The sequence below is a fragment of the Vibrio sp. SCSIO 43133 genome (genome assembly GCF_023716845.1).
GTDB classification, from domain to species: domain Bacteria; phylum Pseudomonadota; class Gammaproteobacteria; order Enterobacterales; family Vibrionaceae; genus Vibrio; species Vibrio mediterranei.
This window is the reverse complement of record NZ_CP068024.1, coordinates 143,402-167,002: the sequence shown is the minus strand read 5'-3', so window position 1 is coordinate 167,002 and position 23,601 is coordinate 143,402. Positions and strand designations below refer to the sequence as shown.

The window sequence follows — 23,601 nt, the reverse complement described above, 5'->3', positions numbered from 1 at the left end:
GTTAATCATCTGACTATAGCATAACTACTATGACTGTAGTGCAATCCGCAGAATGGGGTTGAAATAATTAGATCTAAACTCCATTTAGAGGAATATTAGCATGATAAACCTATCAGCAGCTCTCCTCAATTTGTCAGTAATTACTTAAAACTGTCAGGTTATTGAGCACAAGAGCACTGATATTGAGTTAGATAGCAGGATTCAGTATGAGTTCCGAAGAAAAAGCCGTTCGCCTCGATAAATGGCTGTGGGCCGCCCGCTTTTACAAGACAAGAAGCATCGCTCGCAACATGGTCGATGGTGGCAAAGTCCACTATAATGGACAACGTTCTAAACCAAGTAAAATTGTAGAATTAGGCGCTGTCATCGCCCTCAGACAAGGCAATGAAGAAAAGACAGTGACTATTGAGCGTATTTCAGATCAACGCAGAGGTGCACCGGAAGCCCAAACTCTCTACTCAGAAACATCAGAGAGTATTGCCAAACGAGAAGATAACGCGTTGCGCAGAAAACTAAATGCTCACAACCCAAGCCCTGAGCGTCGACCTGACAAAAAACAGCGTCGCGACATTATTAAGTTTAAACATCAATAAGCTGGAGTTTCCTAAATGGCTAACAACACATTAAATCGCTACCTCTTTGAAGAGCTATCAGTGCGCGGAGAGCTCGTGCAATTGGATAGCGCCTATCAGGAGATACTATCCAGCAAAGAATACCCAGCTCCACTGCAAACTCTTCTAGGTGAGTTGCTTGTTGCGACAAGTCTACTAACTGCTACGTTGAAGTTCGAAGGTTCAATTACCATGCAGTTGCAGGGTGATGGCCCAGTTTCCTTAGCGGTGATTAATGGAGACCACAACCAAAAACTACGTGGTGTTGCTCGCTGGGAAGGCGATATTGCTGATGATGCTTCAATCCACGACATGATGGGTAAAGGCTACCTAGTTATCACCATTACTCCAGATCAAGGTGAACGCTATCAAGGCGTTGTCGGATTGGAAGGTGACAATTTGTCAGAGGTGCTAGAGGGCTATTTCGAGCGTTCTGAACAGTTGAAGACTCGTTTATGGATCCGTACTGGTGAAGTTGATGGTCACAAGCATGCGGCAGGCATGCTGCTTCAGGTTATGCCTGATGGTACCGGTTCTCCAGAAGATTTCGAGCATCTAGAGCAGCTCACGAATACTGTAAAAGATGAAGAGTTATTTGGTTTAGAAGCCAATGAATTGCTCTACCGTCTATATAACCAAGATAAAGTACAGCTATTCGAACCAAAAGAAGTGGAATTTTTCTGTGGTTGTTCACGTGAACGTAGCGGCGCAGCTATTGTCACTGTCGCTCAGGAAGAAATTTTTGACATTTTGGCTCAAGATGGCGAAGTTGCCCTGCACTGTGATTACTGTGGTTCAACCTACGCTTTTGACGAGCCAGAGATCAAAGCACTTTACGCAGATGCCCAATCGGATAACAAGACCGTACACTAATTTTTAGAGTGTAAAAATGAATAAAAGCCAGATCAGATGTGATCTGGCTTTTTTTGTTCGTTTTATTTAACAAATACGCAAATTATTAATGCAAATGCACTAACAAAAGACGTAAATCATGTGTTACATTTGATCTAACGCAAAGGTTTGCTTTGGGGAGAATTAGCCTAATTTCAATATGTGACAAAACACTTAAAACCATCAATAACTGATGAATAATTTTTGAACTATATCCCTGTTTTCTCGGGTCGCCGTTGCTAGCATGGAGTTCAAAATAAAAAACAAATAATAAATAACGAATTACAAAAAAAATTTTAAAATCCCTACAAAAATCCAATAAGGAGCACCTATGACCGTTATGGACATTAATAAGGCTGCACAAATCGATCTTACCAAGTACGGAATCACTGGCGTAACTGACATTGTACGCAACCCAAGCTACGAACAGTTATTTGAAGAGGAAACTCGCGAAGGTCTAGAGGGCTACGAGAAAGGCGTAGTCACTGAACTTGGCGCCGTCGCTGTAGACACGGGTATCTTTACTGGTCGCTCACCAAAAGACAAATTTATCGTTAATGATGACACCACTCGCGACACCATGTGGTGGACATCCGATAAAGTTAAAAATGACAACAAACCTATGTCTAAAGAGGCATGGGATGACCTAAAACTACTCGTTACAGGTCAACTTTCTAACAAACGCTTATTCGTCATTGACGGATATTGCGGTGCGAACCCAGACACTCGACTCTGCATTCGTATTATCACAGAAGTGGCTTGGCAGGCTCACTTCGTTAAAAACATGTTCATCCGTCCAACAGAAGAAGAGCTCGCTACGTTTGAGCCAGACTTCGTGGTCATGAACGGTGCTAAGTGCACTAACCAAAAATGGGAAGAACAAGGGCTCAACTCTGAAAACTTCACTGTATTCAACCTAACGGAAAGAATGCAGCTTATCGGCGGTACTTGGTACGGTGGTGAAATGAAGAAAGGTATGTTCGCAATGATGAACTACTTCCTTCCTCTAAAAGATATCGCATCCATGCACTGTTCTGCGAATATGGGCGAAGAAGGTGATGTGGCTGTCTTCTTTGGCCTATCAGGTACGGGTAAAACAACGCTATCAACCGATCCAAAACGCGCACTGATCGGTGACGATGAGCACGGTTGGGATGATGACGGTATATTCAACTACGAAGGTGGTTGTTATGCGAAAACAATCAACCTTTCGAAAGAAGCTGAGCCAGACATCTACAACGCGATTCGTCGAGATGCACTATTAGAGAATGTTACTGTTCGCAACGATGGTTCTATCGACTTTGATGATGGTTCGAAGACAGAGAACACTCGTGTCTCGTACCCACTTCACCATATCGAAAATATCGTGAAGCCAGTATCGAAAGGTGGTCATGCGAACAAAGTCATCTTCTTGTCAGCAGATGCGTTTGGTGTACTTCCACCAGTTTCTAAATTGACACCTGAGCAAACTAAGTACCATTTCCTTTCAGGCTTTACAGCGAAGTTAGCAGGTACTGAGCGTGGTATCACAGAGCCAACACCAACATTCTCAGCATGTTTCGGGGCAGCATTCCTAACGCTACACCCAACTAAGTACGCAGAGGTTCTAGTGAAGCGTATGGAAGCAGCAGGCGCGGAAGCTTACCTTGTGAATACTGGTTGGAATGGCAGTGGTAAACGTATCTCGATTCAAGATACACGCGGTATCATTGATGCGATTCTAGATGGCTCTATTGAACAAGCAGAAACGAAGACTATTCCTGTGTTCAATCTAGAGGTACCGACTTCGCTTCCAGGCGTTGACCCAACTATCTTGGACCCAAGAGACACTTATGTAGATCCACTACAATGGGAGAGCAAAGCCGAAGATCTAGCGAAACGCTTTATCAATAACTTCGACAAGTATACTGATAATGCAGAAGGTAAATCATTGGTAGCCGCTGGCCCTCAATTGGACTAATTGTTAGATAAACGTTCAATTTTTTAACTCTAGCCCCTCTTTTTGAGGGGCTTTTTCGTGTTTTTCACGCTAAATTATTGTTTATGTTGGAAGGTAGGAAAATAACTTCGTGATAAGAAAGATAATTGCACTTTGGATAGCATTGCTTGCACTTGGCTTACTTTCAGTTTTGATCGTTTTTGGTGTCTTGCATACACAGTATGCCAAACCAATTATCACTTATGCTCTGCAGCAAGCATTGAACATAAAAGTGGATAGTGAGGCGATAAGTTATCACTACCCTAATAGAATCGATTTTTCGAATGCCAACTTTTCAAAAGCTGAGCACGATTCCATTAGTGTCAACAAGCTATCGGTGTGGTTTTCACTGCCAACGTCGACTTCTAAGTGGCTACACATTAACGAGTTGTATGTTAGTGGTGCCAATCTATCAAACCTTACGCTGGGCCTAGATGCATTAGCTGATTACCAGATCAACAACATCGCTCTCGATCATATGGATTATTCTGGACACGACGTGATCATCAATGATCTGCAGCTCCAACTAAGAAACCTAGAGGTAGGTACATCAATCGAAAGTACTAGAGCAGACTTTCAAGTTCGTGCTTCCCAGGTCTACTATCAAGGTGAAGCTATTGATGAGCTTCTCCTTGATGGTTCCCTTGCTGGCGACAACACGAAAATCTACGGTGCCTCATTCACGTGGAAAAAGGCGCAAGTTACCACTCAAGCGCAAATTGAGAATGGTCATTGGTCTTTAGTCAACACCACTATCAACAAGCTAAAATTTGATTTGTCAGAACTCAGCCAAGGACCGTTAAGTTCACTCACTTCTGTGATTGGCCATATTAACAGTTTGGATCTTTTAAACTCTGATATTACCTACCAGGGAGCGCATGCAGAAAACGTTAGTGCGTCGTTAGAAAACATCGACCTCACTCGCTCGATATGGACACAAAGTCAAGCGTATCTCTCGCTCGATGCTGACAAGCTTCAATGGCAACAGTTTGATTTCATTGAGCCGACTCTAGAACTCAGCTTTTCACCAAATAAACTCGACATCAAAGATCTCGATACCAACCTTGAACAAGGTCGGATTCAAATAGCAGGTACGTTAACTCCAAATTCAATAGCATTGAACAAAGTCGATTTAGATGGCATCAAGTATTACCAAGAACAACAAAATCACTCTTTAACGGATCTGTTTACTCACTTGCATCTCAGCGATCTTAAACAGCTCTCTATCGACTCGCTGAATATCAACCGTAGTCAATGGATTCAACTTGCTCGAAAGCCTTATTGGCAAGTTACGGGTCTAAACCTACAAGCTGAAGATCTACTTATCAAAAAAGATTATCGTTGGGGCTTTTGGCAGGGAAGCACTATTGCGTCAGCCAATAGCGCTAGTATCGATAAAATAATCGCCAACCAGGTGGCCGTTGAAACCAAAAGCACTGATGGAAAGTGGCAACTCAACCGGCTGTTTATCCCTTATGACAAAGGATACATCAGCGCCTCAGCAGAACTTGACTTTGCTGCGCCAAGTCAGCCTTTACGAATTGATGCTGAAGCATATTCAGCCCCTGTCGAGCTACTCAATTACTTAACTGGCAGTAAACAAATACAAATTTCCGGCTTAGCCGATGTGGCGCTGTCAGTAAATGCTCTTACGGCAGACAAGTTATCGTTACAGCACACTTTATCGGGCTCTCTTGAAGCCAATTTCTACAACACTCAAATGACAACTGAAGAAACTGATACTTATAATGTTTCTCTATCGCCATTTAAGTTAAGTGCAGATAGAGGGCAGCTGACCCTTGCCGCATTCGAGGTCTCGAGCCAAGAGTGGAATGGGAAAGCAGAAAGCACTATCGACCTAAGAAAGGATCCACTACGTTCACTTCGATTAACATTGCACTCCGAGTGCCGCTCTCAATATCATGTTGAGTTGTTGACTGGTCACATCGGGCTTGAAGAAGCGGAATGTGCAGATCAAAAAAAGCAGCAGATTCAACCATAACCTGCTGCGATTGAGATTATTATGTGGAAAGTAGCGTGTCTTTATAGTTTGGTAGCAACATATAAGTACCAACAAACTCGACGGCAGGCACATCTCCACTGTAGATCGTAACATTGATGATGATGCGCGCCTTTCTACCAGTTGCCAATCGGTCTAAGTCGCCACTAATACCATCAAGAGAAGTCACCGATACTGGACTCATTTCTACGGGATGACGATAACGAATGCTACTGTCTGCCAACACGATATCAGCATGTAAACCTCGCTCACGCATCAAGAGCCATGTCATCCCCCATCCTGTTAATGTCGCAAGAGTAAAGGCAGAACCGGCAAACATTGTATTGTGTGGATTGAGGTTAGGATTTAGTTGGGCACCACATTCAAAGCGGTAACCAGTATATTGGTTAATCTTAATACCCATTTTGTCACTGATTGGTATCTGTTGCTCCCAACGCTCTTGCAGCTCAGCACACCATTCAGGTCTTCTTAATACTTTAGCCAAAGGGTCAAGCTGTTTAACCATTTGTAGGTGACGAACAGGACCTTTCTGATCATTAAGTTCACCTTGGCTAGTGAATCCATTTTTCTCGTAGAATGAAATTGCATCTTCGCGGGCATTACAAACTAGGCGCTTCACCCCTTCTTGACGTGCAAATGATTCCAATGCTACTAAAACAAGAGAGCCCATCCCTTTATCACGGCGATTGCTTTTTACCGCCATATAACGAATTTGGCCTTCGTTATCTGGCGTAATGTATAAACGTCCGATAGCCATAGGTCTTCCTCGACCATCCACTATCATACGGTGATGACTCATTTCATCGTATTCATCACGTTCAGAACCGACTGGTAGTCGCCACGGCTCTCTTAGCATCTGCCATCTAAATTGGTAGTACTTAGCTAACTGGTTGTCAGTTTTAGGAGTAATAAGCTTAAACATAGATATCCTTTCGCATGCAAACTAATGCTCTACTCGATTATACTTGTAGCCAGAAGGTAACAGGCCCATCATTGACTAATGATACTTTCATATCAGCAGCAAAACGGCCGCGTTCAGTCGGTAAAACTTCAGAACAATGATCTGAAAAGTAATCATACAGACGCTCTGCATCAGTAGGATGAGCCCCTCGCGAAAACCCAGCTCTTGTTCCCTTCTTAGTGTCCGCAGGTAAGGTAAACTGCGATACGACTAAAACACTACCACCGACTTGTTTGACGTTGAGATTCATTTTTCCGTCTTCGTCTTCAAAAACACGGTATGTCGTGACTCGCTCGACCAAACGTTTTGCTTTCGCTTCATCGTCGTCTTTTTCTACACCAAGTAGCACTAATAAACCTTTGCCGATCTCTCCGACGACGTCGCCGTCTACTTTTACCGCCGATTCACTCACTCTTTGAATTAGTGCTATCACTTATGGTTTCCTTGTTATCACGCATTTCAGTCACAGCTTCAGATTGTAACATGCCCGAATCGGGTAGCCAGTGTTCTTTCTCCCCCATCGCAGCCGTGAACTCCGCACCGATAAGTACAATAAACCAACACAAGTAGATCCACAGGAATAAGATTGGTATCGCCGCTAAAGCACCATAGATAAGCTGATATGACGGAAACTGAGTGATGTAATAAGCAAACCCCTTTTTGCTTATTTCAAACAATAAGGTAGCGACTATTGAGCCAACAACAGCATGACTGAAGCGTACTTTTTTGTTTGGAACTAACATGTACAGCCCGATAAACGCAAAGAACGCCATTATTGCTGGTAACCATGCGATGAAGAGGCTAAAAGCACCGCTAACCACATTATGTTCTAGAGCTTTCAAAGAGGTCACATAGGAAGTACCAACTATACTTGCGCCGATTAAAATTGGTCCAAGGGTTAGTATCATCCAGTACATGGAAAATGAAAAAACCATGCGGCGTTTAACTCTGACACGCCAAATATAGTTGAGATTCTTATCAATATTAGAAATCAACATGAGTGCCGCGATAAATAAGAAAGCACTACCTATTGCCGTCATTTTACCGGTATTTGATACAAACTCGACTAACGCTGAGTACACAGCATCTCCGGCAGCAGGAACAAAGTGCTGAATAATGAAGTCTTGAAGCACTTCTCCCGTATTAGAAAAAACAGGAAATGAGGACAGTACCGAGAGCAGTACCGTCAAAAGAGGGACGATTGATAGCAAAGTGATATAGGCAAGATAACCTGCATTCACATTAATCCTATCGTGAGACATTCTTTGAGCTAAATAACGGGAGAAATTTAAGGTTTCTTGCCCAACAAATAACAGTCTCTTAATAACCACATCTGGGCTTTTGATTGGCATCTAATTAATCCTTGCTATCCTGTCTGGTCCAAATGAGCATAAGACTCGGCCAAAACAAACTCTACTCGTTGCTCTAGTTTTAAAAAAGGCACTGATATACAGCGGTATCCTAGAGACTGGTATTGTTTTATCAATTGTCGATGAATCTCTAATGCTTCTTCAAACGGATAAGGTCGAACGTCATCTTGAACGTATGTATCAGTGTTAGGTTCGCAAGTAAAAACTAGGGCCTGATATCCTACCTTAGCATGTTCCGTTACTTTTGGCGGAATCGACTCGTTTCCAAAGGTTAAGTAGGCACATATATCCGGAATGGCACGATCCAAAAAGCTCAGTTGTTCACTTGTCGACGCTACCTGCTTTTGATTCATCATATCTTTAAAGCATAGTTCAGCAAAAGCAGCTAATTGATTCCAAGGAAGTATTCCATTTTCTAGTTTCGACTGTTCTTCAATAAGCTTTCTCGGTACTTCTTCAAACGTCTTACAATCACGAGCGGCTAAAGCATCAAGCAGTGTTGTCTTACCAGACCCTGGCCCGCCTGTAATAATAAAGGGACTATGTCGTTCCATCGTAATCTTGCTAGTAGGTAAAGATAGTAACGAGTCTAACACTGTTTTGATGTGATAAAAGATGGCAGTTTGAAGAAGGTGGACGGAATTAAATAATAGATCCAAACATTACTACAACTGTAGCGAAGGGAAATAGGTAACAAAGCACTATAGTAAATGCGGAAACGTGGAATTAAAGCTTGGTAATATCCTACGGTGCGACGATCTACAAGCAACACATACGAAAACGCCTCAGCAAATGCTGAGGCGTGGAAATAAAGCTTGGCGATGTCCTACTCTCACATGGGGAAGCCCCACACTACCATCGGCGCTATTGCGTTTCACTTCTGAGTTCGGCATGGAATCAGGTGGGTCCACAATGCTATGGTCGCCAAACAAAATCTTGTTTGGGTTCACCTTGCTCTGCAAGATGACTCTAAATACTGGTGCTGATACCCAGACTCGAACTGGGGACCTCATCCTTACCAAGGATGCGCTCTACCACCTGAGCTATATCAGCATAGTGGTTGTCCTTCAGGACTAAAAAAGCCCGTCTTTTCAAACGGGCTCTTTCAAAATTAAAGCCTGGCGATGTCCTACTCTCACATGGGGAAGCCCCACACTACCATCGGCGCTATTGCGTTTCACTTCTGAGTTCGGCATGGAATCAGGTGGGTCCACAACGCTATGGTCGCCAAGCAAATTCTGCTTTTACTTTCAGCTTTTATCAAAAACTGAAGGCAAAAAATCTGGAAAACTGTTTAAAAGTCTAAATACACATTCAAAGTTCTTGCTTTGAGTCCATCAAAACCCTTTGGGTGTTGTATGGTTAAGCCTCACGGGCAATTAGTACAGGTTAGCTCAACGCCTCACAACGCTTACACACCCTGCCTATCAACGTTCTAGTCTCGAACAACCCTTTAGGACGCTTTAAGCGCCAGGGAAGACTCATCTCAGGGCTCGCTTCCCGCTTAGATGCTTTCAGCGGTTATCGATTCCGAACTTAGCTACCGGGCAATGCGTCTGGCGACACAACCCGAACACCAGAGGTTCGTCCACTCCGGTCCTCTCGTACTAGGAGCAGCCCCCTTCAATCTTCCAACGCCCACGGCAGATAGGGACCGAACTGTCTCACGACGTTCTAAACCCAGCTCGCGTACCACTTTAAATGGCGAACAGCCATACCCTTGGGACCGACTTCAGCCCCAGGATGTGATGAGCCGACATCGAGGTGCCAAACACCGCCGTCGATATGAACTCTTGGGCGGTATCAGCCTGTTATCCCCGGAGTACCTTTTATCCGTTGAGCGATGGCCCTTCCATTCAGAACCACCGGATCACTATGACCTGCTTTCGCACCTGCTCGAATTGTCATTCTCGCAGTCAAGCGGGCTTATGCCATTGCACTAACCTCACGATGTCCAACCGTGATTAGCCCACCTTCGTGCTCCTCCGTTACTCTTTGGGAGGAGACCGCCCCAGTCAAACTACCCACCAGGCACTGTCCTCATTCCCGATTAGGGAACCAAGTTAGAACATCAAACATACAAGGGTGGTATTTCAAGATTGCCTCCACAAACACTGGCGTGCTTGCTTCAAAGGCTCCCACCTATCCTACACATGTAGGCTCAATGTTCAGTGCCAAGCTGTAGTAAAGGTTCACGGGGTCTTTCCGTCTAGCCGCGGGTACACTGCATCTTCACAGCGATTTCAATTTCACTGAGTCTCGGGTGGAGACAGCGTGGCCATCATTACGCCATTCGTGCAGGTCGGAACTTACCCGACAAGGAATTTCGCTACCTTAGGACCGTTATAGTTACGGCCGCCGTTTACCGGGGCTTCGATCAAGAGCTTCGTCCGAAAACTAACCCCATCAATTAACCTTCCGGCACCGGGCAGGCGTCACACCGTATACGTCATCTTGCGATTTTGCACAGTGCTGTGTTTTTAATAAACAGTTGCAGCCACCTGGTATCTGCGACTCTCGGTAGCTCCATCCGCGAGGGACTTCACCACTAAGAGCGTACCTTCTCCCGAAGTTACGGTACCATTTTGCCTAGTTCCTTCACCCGAGTTCTCTCAAGCGCCTTGGTATTCTCTACCCGACCACCTGTGTCGGTTTGGGGTACGATTCCTTACAATCTGAAGCTTAGAGGCTTTTCCTGGAAGCATGGCATCAATGACTTCACTACCGTAGTAGCTCGACATCGTGTCTCAGCCTTAAAAAGGTCCGGATTTACCTAAACCTTAAGCCTACGCACTTGAACCTGGACAACCGTCGCCAGGCCCACCTAGCCTTCTCCGTCCCCCCATCGCAATTGTAAGAAGTACGGGAATATTAACCCGTTTCCCATCGACTACGCCTTTCGGCCTCGCCTTAGGGGTCGACTTACCCTGCCCCGATTAACGTTGGACAGGAACCCTTGGTCTTCCGGCGAGGAGGTTTTTCACCCCCTTTATCGTTACTCATGTCAGCATTCGCACTTCTGATACCTCCAGCAGACCTTACAATCCACCTTCAACGGCTTACAGAACGCTCCCCTACCCAATACATAAATGCATTGCCGCAGCTTCGGTTTATAGCTTAGCCCCGTTACATCTTCCGCGCAGGCCGACTCGACTAGTGAGCTATTACGCTTTCTTTAAATGATGGCTGCTTCTAAGCCAACATCCTAGCTGTCTAAGCCTTCCCACATCGTTTCCCACTTAGCTATAATTTGGGACCTTAGCTGGCGGTCTGGGTTGTTTCCCTCTCCACGACGGACGTTAGCACCCGCCGTGTGTCTCCCGGATAGTACTTACTGGTATTCGGAGTTTGCAAAGGGTTGGTAAGTCGGGATGACCCCCTAGCCTTAACAGTGCTCTACCCCCAGTAGTATTCGTCCGAGGCTCTACCTAAATAGATTTCGGGGAGAACCAGCTATCTCCAGGTTTGATTGGCCTTTCACCCCTAGCCACAAGTCATCCGCTAATTTTTCAACATTAGTCGGTTCGGTCCTCCAGTTGATGTTACTCAACCTTCAACCTGCCCATGGCTAGATCACCTGGTTTCGGGTCTATATCCAGAGACTGAACGCCCAGTTAAGACTCGGTTTCCCTACGGCTCCCCTAAACGGTTAACCTTGCCACTGAATATAAGTCGCTGACCCATTATACAAAAGGTACGCAGTCACACCACGAAGGTGCTCCTACTGCTTGTACGTACACGGTTTCAGGTTCTATTTCACTCCCCTCACAGGGGTTCTTTTCGCCTTTCCCTCACGGTACTGGTTCACTATCGGTCAGTCAGTAGTATTTAGCCTTGGAGGATGGTCCCCCCATATTCAGACAGGATATCACGTGTCCCGCCCTACTCGATTTCACTGATTATGATGTGTCGGTTACGGGGCTATCACCCTGTATCGCGAGACTTTCCAGACTCTTCACCTGCATCATTAAAAGCTTAAGGGCTAATCCAATTTCGCTCGCCGCTACTTTCGGAATCTCGGTTGATTTCTCTTCCTCGGGGTACTTAGATGTTTCAGTTCCCCCGGTTCGCCTCGCTGAGCTATGTATTCACTCAGCGATAACTGCTTATGCAGTTGGGTTTCCCCATTCAGGGATCTCAGACTCACAGGTTTTTACTACCTAATCTGAGCTTATCGCAAGTTAATACGCCTTTCATCGCCTCTGACTGCCAAGGCATCCACCGTGTACGCTTAGTCACTTAACCATACAACCCCAAAGGGTCTTTCTATTTGTCTTCACTTTTGAAAAGTGAAAGCAAACGGTCAAACAACCAAAGTTGTCTGCATTTTTATACATGTGCAGACTCGATTTTGCCGGACTCAAATTCCAAGAACACTTGAATGTGTGTTGGTACCTACATCTTTCGATATAGGATTTGAGAACTTTTAAATGAATAACATTAATCAAATGTTATTCGTCAGCTTTCCAAATTGTTAAAGAACGAGATTTCTTTCGAAACCATTTTTAAGAACACTTAAGCAAATGTGCTTAAAGATGGTGGAGCTAAGCAGGATCGAACTGCTGACCTCCTGCGTGCAAGGCAGGCGCTCTCCCAGCTGAGCTATAGCCCCATCAGTGTGATGCTTACCGCCAATCATCTGGGAGGAAGATTGGTGGGTCTGAGTGGACTTGAACCACCGACCTCTCGCTTATCAGGCGAACGCTCTAACCACCTGAGCTACAGACCCAAGCATCGTCTTTAATCTAAACCTAATCAATCTGTGTGAACACTCATCGCAATAATCTTTCGTATAAGGAGGTGATCCAGCCCCAGGTTCCCCTAGGGCTACCTTGTTACGACTTCACCCCAGTCATGAACCACAAAGTGGTGAGCGTCCTCCCGAAGGTTAAACTACCCACTTCTTTTGCAGCCCACTCCCATGGTGTGACGGGCGGTGTGTACAAGGCCCGGGAACGTATTCACCGTAGCATTCTGATCTACGATTACTAGCGATTCCGACTTCATGGAGTCGAGTTGCAGACTCCAATCCGGACTACGACGCACTTTTTGGGATTCGCTCACTTTCGCAAGTTGGCTGCCCTCTGTATGCGCCATTGTAGCACGTGTGTAGCCCTACTCGTAAGGGCCATGATGACTTGACGTCGTCCCCACCTTCCTCCGGTTTATCACCGGCAGTCTCCCTGGAGTTCCCGACATTACTCGCTGGCAAACAAGGATAAGGGTTGCGCTCGTTGCGGGACTTAACCCAACATTTCACAACACGAGCTGACGACAGCCATGCAGCACCTGTCTCAGAGTTCCCGAAGGCACACCTGCGTCTCCGCTGGCTTCTCTGGATGTCAAGAGTAGGTAAGGTTCTTCGCGTTGCATCGAATTAAACCACATGCTCCACCGCTTGTGCGGGCCCCCGTCAATTCATTTGAGTTTTAATCTTGCGACCGTACTCCCCAGGCGGTCTACTTAACGCGTTAGCTCCGAAAGCCACGGCTCAAGGCCACAACCTCCAAGTAGACATCGTTTACGGCGTGGACTACCAGGGTATCTAATCCTGTTTGCTCCCCACGCTTTCGCATCTGAGTGTCAGTATCTGTCCAGGGGGCCGCCTTCGCCACCGGTATTCCTTCAGATCTCTACGCATTTCACCGCTACACCTGAAATTCTACCCCCCTCTACAGTACTCTAGTCCGCCAGTTTCAAATGCAGTTCCGAGGTTGAGCCCCGGGCTTTCACATCTGACTTAACGAACCACCTGCATGCGCTTTACGCCCAGTAATTCCGATTAACGCTCGCACCCTCCGTATTACCGCGGCTGCTGGCACGGAGTTAGCCGGTGCTTCTTCTGCAGCTAACGTCAAACGAGCACGCTATTAACGTACCCGCCTTCCTCACTGCTGAAAGTGCTTTACAACCCGAAGGCCTTCTTCACACACGCGGCATGGCTGCATCAGGCTTGCGCCCATTGTGCAATATTCCCCACTGCTGCCTCCCGTAGGAGTCTGGACCGTGTCTCAGTTCCAGTGTGGCTGATCATCCTCTCAGACCAGCTAGGGATCGTCGCCTTGGTGAGCCATTACCTCACCAACTAGCTAATCCCACCTGGGCATATCCTGACGCGAGAGGCCCGAAGGTCCCCCTCTTTGGCCCGAAGGCATTATGCGGTATTAGCCATCGTTTCCAATGGTTATCCCCCACATCAGGGCAATTTCCCAGGCATTACTCACCCGTCCGCCGCTCGACGCCGTTAACGTCACCCGAAGGGTCAGTTAACTCGTTTCCGCTCGACTTGCATGTGTTAGGCCTGCCGCCAGCGTTCAATCTGAGCCATGATCAAACTCTTCAATTTAAGATTTTGTTCGGCTCAATGAATACTGACTTTAAACTACCTTAGTAATCTAAAGCTATTATCGTTCCAACAGAACGATAATGAATTGACTGTGCCAAGTCTTTCGACTTGATTGGTCACTCAGTTCATTGAAAACCTAATTTGAAACCGAAGTTTCTAATTTGATTATCATCAACGAGTGCCCACACAGATTGATAGGTTTATATTGTTAAAGAGCTTTGCTTTCAGTGCCTTAGCACTTAAGCAGGACGCGTATAATACGCTGTCTACTTTGAAAGTCAACATAAAACTCTAAGATTTTCTCTTAAAACTTTATGGTGACTCGTCTACTTAAAGACAAGTCGAATTTAAAGCCTGGCGATGTCCTACTCTCACATGGGGAAGCCCCACACTACCATCGGCGCTATTGCGTTTCACTTCTGAGTTCGGCATGGAATCAGGTGGGTCCACAACGCTATGGTCGCCAAGCAAATTCTGCTTTTACTTTCAGCTTTTATTAAAAACTGAAGGCAAAAAATCTGGAAAACTGATTTAAAAGTCTAAATACACATTCAAAGTTCTTGCTTTGAGTCCATCAAAACCCTTTGGGTGTTGTATGGTTAAGCCTCACGGGCAATTAGTACAGGTTAGCTCAACGCCTCACAACGCTTACACACCCTGCCTATCAACGTTCTAGTCTCGAACAACCCTTTAGGACGCTTTAAGCGCCAGGGAAGACTCATCTCAGGGCTCGCTTCCCGCTTAGATGCTTTCAGCGGTTATCGATTCCGAACTTAGCTACCGGGCAATGCGTCTGGCGACACAACCCGAACACCAGAGGTTCGTCCACTCCGGTCCTCTCGTACTAGGAGCAGCCCCCTTCAATCTTCCAACGCCCACGGCAGATAGGGACCGAACTGTCTCACGACGTTCTAAACCCAGCTCGCGTACCACTTTAAATGGCGAACAGCCATACCCTTGGGACCGACTTCAGCCCCAGGATGTGATGAGCCGACATCGAGGTGCCAAACACCGCCGTCGATATGAACTCTTGGGCGGTATCAGCCTGTTATCCCCGGAGTACCTTTTATCCGTTGAGCGATGGCCCTTCCATTCAGAACCACCGGATCACTATGACCTGCTTTCGCACCTGCTCGAATTGTCATTCTCGCAGTCAAGCGGGCTTATGCCATTGCACTAACCTCACGATGTCCAACCGTGATTAGCCCACCTTCGTGCTCCTCCGTTACTCTTTGGGAGGAGACCGCCCCAGTCAAACTACCCACCAGGCACTGTCCTCATTCCCGATTAGGGAACCAAGTTAGAACATCAAACATACAAGGGTGGTATTTCAAGACTGCCTCCACAGATACTGGCGTACCTGCTTCAAAGGCTCCCACCTATCCTACACATGTAGGCTCAATGTTCAGTGCCAAGCTGTAGTAAAGGTTCACGGGGTCTTTCCGTCTAGCCGCGGGTACACTGCATCTTCACAGCGATTTCAATTTCACTGAGTCTCGGGTGGAGACAGCGTGGCCATCATTACGCCATTCGTGCAGGTCGGAACTTACCCGACAAGGAATTTCGCTACCTTAGGACCGTTATAGTTACGGCCGCCGTTTACCGGGGCTTCGATCAAGAGCTTCGTCCGAAAACTAACCCCATCAATTAACCTTCCGGCACCGGGCAGGCGTCACACCGTATACGTCATCTTGCGATTTTGCACAGTGCTGTGTTTTTAATAAACAGTTGCAGCCACCTGGTATCTGCGACTCTCGGTAGCTCCATCCGCGAGGGACTTCACCACTAAGAGCGTACCTTCTCCCGAAGTTACGGTACCATTTTGCCTAGTTCCTTCACCCGAGTTCTCTCAAGCGCCTTGGTATTCTCTACCCGACCACCTGTGTCGGTTTGGGGTACGATTCCTTACAATCTGAAGCTTAGAGGCTTTTCCTGGAAGCATGGCATCAATGACTTCACTACCGTAGTAGCTCGACATCGTGTCTCAGCCTTAAAAAGGTCCGGATTTACCTAAACCTTAAGCCTACGCACTTGAACCTGGACAACCGTCGCCAGGCCCACCTAGCCTTCTCCGTCCCCCCATCGCAATTGTAAGAAGTACGGGAATATTAACCCGTTTCCCATCGACTACGCCTTTCGGCCTCGCCTTAGGGGTCGACTTACCCTGCCCCGATTAACGTTGGACAGGAACCCTTGGTCTTCCGGCGAGGAGGTTTTTCACCCCCTTTATCGTTACTCATGTCAGCATTCGCACTTCTGATACCTCCAGCAGACCTTACAATCCACCTTCAACGGCTTACAGAACGCTCCCCTACCCAATACATAAATGCATTGCCGCAGCTTCGGTGTATAGCTTAGCCCCGTTACATCTTCCGCGCAGGCCGACTCGACTAGTGAGCTATTACGCTTTCTTTAAATGATGGCTGCTTCTAAGCCAACATCCTAGCTGTCTAAGCCTTCCCACATCGTTTCCCACTTAGCTATACTTTGGGACCTTAGCTGGCGGTCTGGGTTGTTTCCCTCTCCACGACGGACGTTAGCACCCGCCGTGTGTCTCCCGGATAGTACTTACTGGTATTCGGAGTTTGCAAAGGGTTGGTAAGTCGGGATGACCCCCTAGCCTTAACAGTGCTCTACCCCCAGTAGTATTCGTCCGAGGCTCTACCTAAATAGATTTCGGGGAGAACCAGCTATCTCCAGGTTTGATTGGCCTTTCACCCCTAGCCACAAGTCATCCGCTAATTTTTCAACATTAGTCGGTTCGGTCCTCCAGTTGATGTTACTCAACCTTCAACCTGCCCATGGCTAGATCACCTGGTTTCGGGTCTATATCCAGAGACTGAACGCCCAGTTAAGACTCGGTTTCCCTACGGCTCCCCTAAACGGTTAACCTTGCCACTGAATATAAGTCGCTGACCCATTATACAAAAGGTACGCAGTCACACCACGAAGGTGCTCCTACTGCTTGTACGTACACGGTTTCAGGTTCTATTTCACTCCCCTCACAGGGGTTCTTTTCGCCTTTCCCTCACGGTACTGGTTCACTATCGGTCAGTCAGTAGTATTTAGCCTTGGAGGATGGTCCCCCCATATTCAGACAGGATATCACGTGTCCCGCCCTACTCGATTTCACTGATGATGAGATGTCGGTTACGGGGCTATCACCCTGTATCGCGGCACTTTCCAGAGCCTTCACCTGTCTCATTAAAAGCTTAAGGGCTAATCCAATTTCGCTCGCCGCTACTTTCGGAATCTCGGTTGATTTCTCTTCCTCGGGGTACTTAGATGTTTCAGTTCCCCCGGTTCGCCTCGCTGAGCTATGTATTCACTCAGCGATAACTGCTTATGCAGTTGGGTTTCCCCATTCAGGGATCTCAGACTCACAGGTTTTTACTACCTAATCTGAGCTTATCGCAAGTTAATACGCCTTTCATCGCCTCTGACTGCCAAGGCATCCACCGTGTACGCTTAGTCACTTAACCATACAACCCCAAAGGGTCTTTCTATTTGTCTTCACTTTTGAAAAGTGAAAGCAAACGGTCAAACAACCAAAGTTGTCTGCATTTTTATACATGTGCAGACTCGATTTTGCCGGACTCAAATTCCAAGAACACTTGAATGTGTGTTGGTACCTACATCTTTCGATATAGGATTTGAGAACTTTTAAATGAATAACATTAATCAAATGTTATTCGTCAGCTTTCCAAATTGTTAAAGAGCAATGCAAACTTAATGCATTTTCTAAAGAATCTCAGCGTCAAAAATCCCAACCACGTACGTTTTAATGAAGTGGTTTGGAAAATCTTAATCCAAAATTACTTAGAGAATGGTGGGCGATACCGGGCTCGAACCAGTGACCCCCTCCTTGTAAGGGAGGTGCTCTCCCAACTGAGCTAATCGCCCACATTTAGTTTTTTTACATTTCCCGTGGAAGGAAATGGTGGGTCGTGCAGGATTCGAACCTGCGACCAATTGATTAAAAGTCAACTGCTCTACCAACTGAGCTAACGACCCAATGGTATCCCGTAGGGGAGTCGAACCCCTGTTACCGCCGTGAAAGGGCGGTGTCCTAGGCCTCTAGACGAACGGGACACTAAGCAGTAAGTGTTGGGCACTTACTATTTTCTGCTTTCGCTTTTCAGCAAAAACAAAATCTCTTTATCTTTACAAACCTAATCAATCTGTGTGAACACTCATCGCAATAATCTTTCGTATAAGGAGGTGATCCAGCCCCAGGTTCCCCTAGGGCTACCTTGTTACGACTTCACCCCAGTCATGAACCACAAAGTGGTGAGCGTCCTCCCGAAGGTTAAACTACCCACTTCTTTTGCAGCCCACTCCCATGGTGTGACGGGCGGTGTGTACAAGGCCCGGGAACGTATTCACCGTAGCATTCTGATCTACGATTACTAGCGATTCCGACTTCATGGAGTCGAGTTGCAGACTCCAATCCGGACTACGACGCACTTTTTGGGATTCGCTCACTTTCGCAAGTTGGCTGCCCTCTGTATGCGCCATTGTAGCACGTGTGTAGCCCTACTCGTAAGGGCCATGATGACTTGACGTCGTCCCCACCTTCCTCCGGTTTATCACCGGCAGTCTCCCTGGAGTTCCCGACATTACTCGCTGGCAAACAAGGATAAGGGTTGCGCTCGTTGCGGGACTTAACCCAACATTTCACAACACGAGCTGACGACAGCCATGCAGCACCTGTCTCAGAGCTCCCGAAGGCACACCTGCGTCTCCGCTGGCTTCTCTGGATGTCAAGAGTAGGTAAGGTTCTTCGCGTTGCATCGAATTAAACCACATGCTCCACCGCTTGTGCGGGCCCCCGTCAATTCATTTGAGTTTTAATCTTGCGACCGTACTCCCCAGGCGGTCTACTTAACGCGTTAGCTCCGAAAGCCACGGCTCAAGGCCACAACCTCCAAGTAGACATCGTTTACGGCGTGGACTACCAGGGTATCTAATCCTGTTTGCTCCCCACGCTTTCGCATCTGAGTGTCAGTATCTGTCCAGGGGGCCGCCTTCGCCACCGGTATTCCTTCAGATCTCTACGCATTTCACCGCTACACCTGAAATTCTACCCCCCTCTACAGTACTCTAGTCCGCCAGTTTCAAATGCAGTTCCGAGGTTGAGCCCCGGGCTTTCACATCTGACTTAACGAACCACCTGCATGCGCTTTACGCCCAGTAATTCCGATTAACGCTCGCACCCTCCGTATTACCGCGGCTGCTGGCACGGAGTTAGCCGGTGCTTCTTCTGCAGCTAACGTCAAACGAGCACGCTATTAACGTACCCGCCTTCCTCACTGCTGAAAGTGCTTTACAACCCGAAGGCCTTCTTCACACACGCGGCATGGCTGCATCAGGCTTGCGCCCATTGTGCAATATTCCCCACTGCTGCCTCCCGTAGGAGTCTGGACCGTGTCTCAGTTCCAGTGTGGCTGATCATCCTCTCAGACCAGCTAGGGATCGTCGCCTTGGTGAGCCATTACCTCACCAACTAGCTAATCCCACCTGGGCATATCCTGACGCGAGAGGCCCGAAGGTCCCCCTCTTTGGCCCGAAGGCATTATGCGGTATTAGCCATCGTTTCCAATGGTTATCCCCCACATCAGGGCAATTTCCCAGGCATTACTCACCCGTCCGCCGCTCGACGCCGTTAACGTCACCCGAAGGGTCAGTTAACTCGTTTCCGCTCGACTTGCATGTGTTAGGCCTGCCGCCAGCGTTCAATCTGAGCCATGATCAAACTCTTCAATTTAAGATTTTGTTCGGCTCAATGAATACTGACTTTAAACTACCTTAGTAATCTAAAGCTATTATCGTTCCAACAGAACGATAATGAATTGACTGTGCCAAGTCTTTCGACTTGATTGGTCACTCAGTTCATTGAAAACCTAATTTGAAACCGAAGTTTCTAATTTGATTATCATCAACGAGTGCCCACACAGATTGATAGGTTTATATTGTTAAAGAGCTTTGCTTTCAGTGCCTTAGCACTTAAGCAGGACGCGTATAATACGCTGTCTACTTTGAAAGTCAACATAAAACTCTAAGATTTTCTCTTAAAACTTTATGGTGACTCGTCTACTTAAAGACAAGTCGAATTTAAAGCCTGGCGATGTCCTACTCTCACATGGGGAAGCCCCACACTACCATCGGCGCTATTGCGTTTCACTTCTGAGTTCGGCATGGAATCAGGTGGGTCCACAACGCTATGGTCGCCAAGCAAATTCTGCTTTTACTTTCAGCTTTTATTAAAAACTGAAGGCAAAAAATCTGGAAAACTGATTTAAAAATCTAAATACACATTCAAAGTTCTTGCTTTGAGTCCATCAAAACCCTTTGGGTGTTGTATGGTTAAGCCTCACGGGCAATTAGTACAGGTTAGCTCAACGCCTCACAACGCTTACACACCCTGCCTATCAACGTTCTAGTCTCGAACAACCCTTTAGGACGCTTTAAGCGCCAGGGAAGACTCATCTCAGGGCTCGCTTCCCGCTTAGATGCTTTCAGCGGTTATCGATTCCGAACTTAGCTACCGGGCAATGCGTCTGGCGACACAACCCGAACACCAGAGGTTCGTCCACTCCGGTCCTCTCGTACTAGGAGCAGCCCCCTTCAATCTTCCAACGCCCACGGCAGATAGGGACCGAACTGTCTCACGACGTTCTAAACCCAGCTCGCGTACCACTTTAAATGGCGAACAGCCATACCCTTGGGACCGACTTCAGCCCCAGGATGTGATGAGCCGACATCGAGGTGCCAAACACCGCCGTCGATATGAACTCTTGGGCGGTATCAGCCTGTTATCCCCGGAGTACCTTTTATCCGTTGAGCGATGGCCCTTCCATTCAGAACCACCGGATCACTATGACCTGCTTTCGCACCTGCTCGAATTGTCATTCTCGCAGTCAAGCGGGCTTATGCCATTGCACTAACCTCACGATGTCCAACCGTGATTAGCCCACCTTCGTGCTCCTCCGTTACTCTTTGGGAGGAGACCGCCCCAGTCAAACTACCCACCAGGCACTGTCCTCATTCCCGATTAGGGAACCAAGTTAGAACATCAAACATACAAGGGTGGTATTTCAAGATTGCCTCCACAAACACTGGCGTGCTTGCTTCAAAGGCTCCCACCTATCCTACACATGTAGGCTCAATGTTCAGTGCCAAGCTGTAGTAAAGGTTCACGGGGTCTTTCCGTCTAGCCGCGGGTACACTGCATCTTCACAGCGATTTCAATTTCACTGAGTCTCGGGTGGAGACAGCGTGGCCATCATTACGCCATTCGTGCAGGTCGGAACTTACCCGACAAGGAATTTCGCTACCTTAGGACCGTTATAGTTACGGCCGCCGTTTACCGGGGCTTCGATCAAGAGCTTCGTCCGAAAACTAACCCCATCAATTAACCTTCCGGCACCGGGCAGGCGTCACACCGTATACGTCATCTTGCGATTTTGCACAGTGCTGTGTTTTTAATAAACAGTTGCAGCCACCTGGTATCTGCGACTCTCGGTAGCTCCATCCGCGAGGGACTTCACCACTAAGAGCGTACCTTCTCCCGAAGTTACGGTACCATTTTGCCTAGTTCCTTCACCCGAGTTCTCTCAAGCGCCTTGGTATTCTCTACCCGACCACCTGTGTCGGTTTGGGGTACGATTCCTTACAATCTGAAGCTTAGAGGCTTTTCCTGGAAGCATGGCATCAATGACTTCACTACCGTAGTAGCTCGACATCGTGTCTCAGCCTTAAAAAGGTCCGGATTTACCTAAACCTTAAGCCTACGCACTTGAACCTGGACAACCGTCGCCAGGCCCACCTAGCCTTCTCCGTCCCCCCATCGCAATTGTAAGAAGTACGGGAATATTAACCCGTTTCCCATCGACTACGCCTTTCGGCCTCGCCTTAGGGGTCGACTTACCCTGCCCCGATTAACGTTGGACAGGAACCCTTGGTCTTCCGGCGAGGAGGTTTTTCACCCCCTTTATCGTTACTCATGTCAGCATTCGCACTTCTGATACCTCCAGCAGACCTTACAATCCACCTTCAACGGCTTACAGAACGCTCCCCTACCCAATACATAAATGCATTGCCGCAGCTTCGGTGTATAGCTTAGCCCCGTTACATCTTCCGCGCAGGCCGACTCGACTAGTGAGCTATTACGCTTTCTTTAAATGATGGCTGCTTCTAAGCCAACATCCTAGCTGTCTAAGCCTTCCCACATCGTTTCCCACTTAGCTATACTTTGGGACCTTAGCTGGCGGTCTGGGTTGTTTCCCTCTCCACGACGGACGTTAGCACCCGCCGTGTGTCTCCCGGATAGTACTTACTGGTATTCGGAGTTTGCAAAGGGTTGGTAAGTCGGGATGACCCCCTAGCCTTAACAGTGCTCTACCCCCAGTAGTATTCGTCCGAGGCTCTACCTAAATAGATTTCGGGGAGAACCAGCTATCTCCAGGTTTGATTGGCCTTTCACCCCTAGCCACAAGTCATCCGCTAATTTTTCAACATTAGTCGGTTCGGTCCTCCAGTTGATGTTACTCAACCTTCAACCTGCCCATGGCTAGATCACCTGGTTTCGGGTCTATATCCAGAGACTGAACGCCCAGTTAAGACTCGGTTTCCCTACGGCTCCCCTAAACGGTTAACCTTGCCACTGAATATAAGTCGCTGACCCATTATACAAAAGGTACGCAGTCACACCACGAAGGTGCTCCTACTGCTTGTACGTACACGGTTTCAGGTTCTATTTCACTCCCCTCACAGGGGTTCTTTTCGCCTTTCCCTCACGGTACTGGTTCACTATCGGTCAGTCAGTAGTATTTAGCCTTGGAGGATGGTCCCCCCATATTCAGACAGGATATCACGTGTCCCGCCCTACTCGATTTCACTGATGATGAGATGTCGGTTACGGGGCTATCACCCTGTATCGCGGCACTTTCCAGAGCCTTCACCTGTCTCATTAAAAGCTTAAGGGCTAATCCAATTTCGCTCGCCGCTACTTTCGGAATCTCGGTTGATTTCTCTTCCTCGGGGTACTTAGATGTTTCAGTTCCCCCGGTTCGCCTCGCTGAGCTATGTATTCACTCAGCGATAACTGCTTATGCAGTTGGGTTTCCCCATTCAGGAATCTCAGACTCACAGGTTTTTACTACCTAATCTGAGCTTATCGCAAGTTAATACGCCTTTCATCGCCTCTGACTGCCAAGGCATCCACCGTGTACGCTTAGTCACTTAACCATACAACCCCAAAGGGTCTTTCTATTTGTCTTCACTTTTGAAAAGTGAAAGCAAACGGTCAAACAACCAAAGTTGTCTGCATTTTTATACATGTGCAGACTCGATTTTGCCGGACTCAAATTCCAAGAACACTTGAATGTGTGTTGGTACCTAATCTTTCGATTAGGATTTGAGA

General features: G+C 47.2%; 8 protein-coding genes, 6 tRNA genes and 9 rRNA genes. 4 read left to right on the top strand and 19 right to left on the bottom strand.

Going from position 1 to position 23,601, the window contains the following annotated elements; genetic code table 11:
• The first annotated feature begins 206 nt into the window (after positions 1 to 206).
• The 4 genes from hslR (at position 207) to JKJ11_RS00800 (ending at position 5,482) form a co-directional block, all read left to right on the top strand.
• Positions 207 to 593 (top strand): ribosome-associated heat shock protein Hsp15, encoded by a 387-nt coding sequence (gene hslR, locus JKJ11_RS00815; protein WP_006073354.1) that lies wholly within the window; start codon positions 207 to 209, stop codon positions 591 to 593.
• 15 nt (positions 594 to 608) lie between these two features.
• Positions 609 to 1,484, top strand: a complete 876-nt coding sequence (gene hslO, locus JKJ11_RS00810) for an Hsp33 family molecular chaperone HslO (RefSeq protein WP_006073352.1) — start codon at positions 609 to 611, stop codon at positions 1,482 to 1,484.
• Between the two features lie 349 nt (positions 1,485 to 1,833).
• Positions 1,834 to 3,462, top strand: coding sequence for a phosphoenolpyruvate carboxykinase (ATP) (gene pckA, locus JKJ11_RS00805; RefSeq protein WP_006073350.1), 1,629 nt, complete (start codon positions 1,834 to 1,836; stop codon positions 3,460 to 3,462).
• A gap of 109 nt (positions 3,463 to 3,571) precedes the next feature.
• Complete coding sequence (locus JKJ11_RS00800) at positions 3,572 to 5,482, top strand: AsmA family protein (protein WP_252038634.1); 1,911 nt, start codon at positions 3,572 to 3,574, stop codon at positions 5,480 to 5,482.
• A gap of 19 nt (positions 5,483 to 5,501) precedes the next feature.
• Here JKJ11_RS00800 and JKJ11_RS00795 read toward each other — a convergent pair whose 3' ends face one another.
• From JKJ11_RS00795 to JKJ11_RS00705, 19 genes are all read right to left on the bottom strand, one after another.
• Positions 5,502 to 6,422 (bottom strand): bifunctional GNAT family N-acetyltransferase/hotdog fold thioesterase, encoded by a 921-nt coding sequence (locus JKJ11_RS00795; protein WP_006073348.1) that lies wholly within the window; start codon positions 6,420 to 6,422, stop codon positions 5,502 to 5,504.
• Positions 6,423 to 6,459: 37 nt separating this feature from the next.
• Positions 6,460 to 6,894, bottom strand: coding sequence for a D-aminoacyl-tRNA deacylase (gene dtd, locus JKJ11_RS00790; protein ID WP_252038633.1), 435 nt, complete (start codon positions 6,892 to 6,894; stop codon positions 6,460 to 6,462).
• Positions 6,866 to 7,813, bottom strand: coding sequence for a virulence factor BrkB family protein (locus tag JKJ11_RS00785; protein ID WP_252038632.1), 948 nt, complete (start codon positions 7,811 to 7,813; stop codon positions 6,866 to 6,868). The genes dtd and JKJ11_RS00785 overlap by 29 nt, the downstream gene beginning before the upstream one ends.
• 14 nt (positions 7,814 to 7,827) lie before the next feature.
• Entirely contained in the window at positions 7,828 to 8,385 is a 558-nt protein-coding gene (locus tag JKJ11_RS00780) for an AAA family ATPase (RefSeq protein WP_252038631.1), read from the bottom strand.
• Positions 8,386 to 8,644: 259 nt separating this feature from the next.
• Positions 8,645 to 8,760, bottom strand: a 5S ribosomal RNA gene (gene rrf, locus JKJ11_RS00775).
• 48 nt (positions 8,761 to 8,808) lie between these two features.
• Positions 8,809 to 8,884: transfer RNA gene (locus tag JKJ11_RS00770), tRNA-Thr, on the bottom strand.
• Positions 8,885 to 8,947: 63 nt separating this feature from the next.
• Positions 8,948 to 9,063 (bottom strand): 5S ribosomal RNA (rrf, locus tag JKJ11_RS00765).
• Positions 9,064 to 9,189: 126 nt separating this feature from the next.
• Positions 9,190 to 12,076: ribosomal RNA gene (locus JKJ11_RS00760) — 23S ribosomal RNA — on the bottom strand.
• 291 nt (positions 12,077 to 12,367) lie between these two features.
• Positions 12,368 to 12,443, bottom strand: a tRNA-Ala gene (locus JKJ11_RS00755).
• Between the two features lie 40 nt (positions 12,444 to 12,483).
• Positions 12,484 to 12,560, bottom strand: a tRNA-Ile gene (locus JKJ11_RS00750).
• 64 nt (positions 12,561 to 12,624) lie between these two features.
• Positions 12,625 to 14,177: ribosomal RNA gene (locus tag JKJ11_RS00745) — 16S ribosomal RNA — on the bottom strand.
• Positions 14,178 to 14,529: 352 nt separating this feature from the next.
• Positions 14,530 to 14,645: ribosomal RNA gene (gene rrf / locus JKJ11_RS00740) — 5S ribosomal RNA — on the bottom strand.
• A gap of 127 nt (positions 14,646 to 14,772) precedes the next feature.
• Positions 14,773 to 17,659: ribosomal RNA gene (locus JKJ11_RS00735) — 23S ribosomal RNA — on the bottom strand.
• Between the two features lie 345 nt (positions 17,660 to 18,004).
• Positions 18,005 to 18,080: transfer RNA gene (locus JKJ11_RS00730), tRNA-Val, on the bottom strand.
• Between the two features lie 35 nt (positions 18,081 to 18,115).
• Positions 18,116 to 18,191, bottom strand: a tRNA-Lys gene (locus JKJ11_RS00725).
• A 2-nt stretch (positions 18,192 to 18,193) separates the two neighbouring features.
• Positions 18,194 to 18,269, bottom strand: a tRNA-Glu gene (locus JKJ11_RS00720).
• Positions 18,270 to 18,391: 122 nt separating this feature from the next.
• A 16S ribosomal RNA gene (locus JKJ11_RS00715) occupies positions 18,392 to 19,944 on the bottom strand.
• Between the two features lie 352 nt (positions 19,945 to 20,296).
• Positions 20,297 to 20,412, bottom strand: a 5S ribosomal RNA gene (rrf, locus tag JKJ11_RS00710).
• Between the two features lie 127 nt (positions 20,413 to 20,539).
• Positions 20,540 to 23,426: ribosomal RNA gene (locus JKJ11_RS00705) — 23S ribosomal RNA — on the bottom strand.
• The 16S, 23S and 5S rRNA genes sit together here with 6 tRNA genes alongside, the layout of an rRNA operon.
• Positions 23,427 to 23,601 lie beyond the last annotated feature (175 nt).

Bases quoted from the DNA above. Each gene is read 5' to 3' on its own strand.
- pckA (WP_006073350.1), top strand. From the start codon at position 1,834: ATGACCGTTATGGACATTAATAAGGCTGCACAAATCGATCTTACCAAG.
- JKJ11_RS00785 (WP_252038632.1), bottom strand. From the start codon at position 7,813: ATGCCAATCAAAAGCCCAGATGTGGTTATTAAGAGACTGTTATTTGTT.
- hslO (WP_006073352.1), top strand. From the start codon at position 609: ATGGCTAACAACACATTAAATCGCTACCTCTTTGAAGAGCTATCAGTG.
- hslR (WP_006073354.1), top strand. From the start codon at position 207: ATGAGTTCCGAAGAAAAAGCCGTTCGCCTCGATAAATGGCTGTGGGCC.
- JKJ11_RS00795 (WP_006073348.1), bottom strand. From the start codon at position 6,422: ATGTTTAAGCTTATTACTCCTAAAACTGACAACCAGTTAGCTAAGTAC.
- JKJ11_RS00780 (WP_252038631.1), bottom strand. From the start codon at position 8,385: ATGGAACGACATAGTCCCTTTATTATTACAGGCGGGCCAGGGTCTGGT.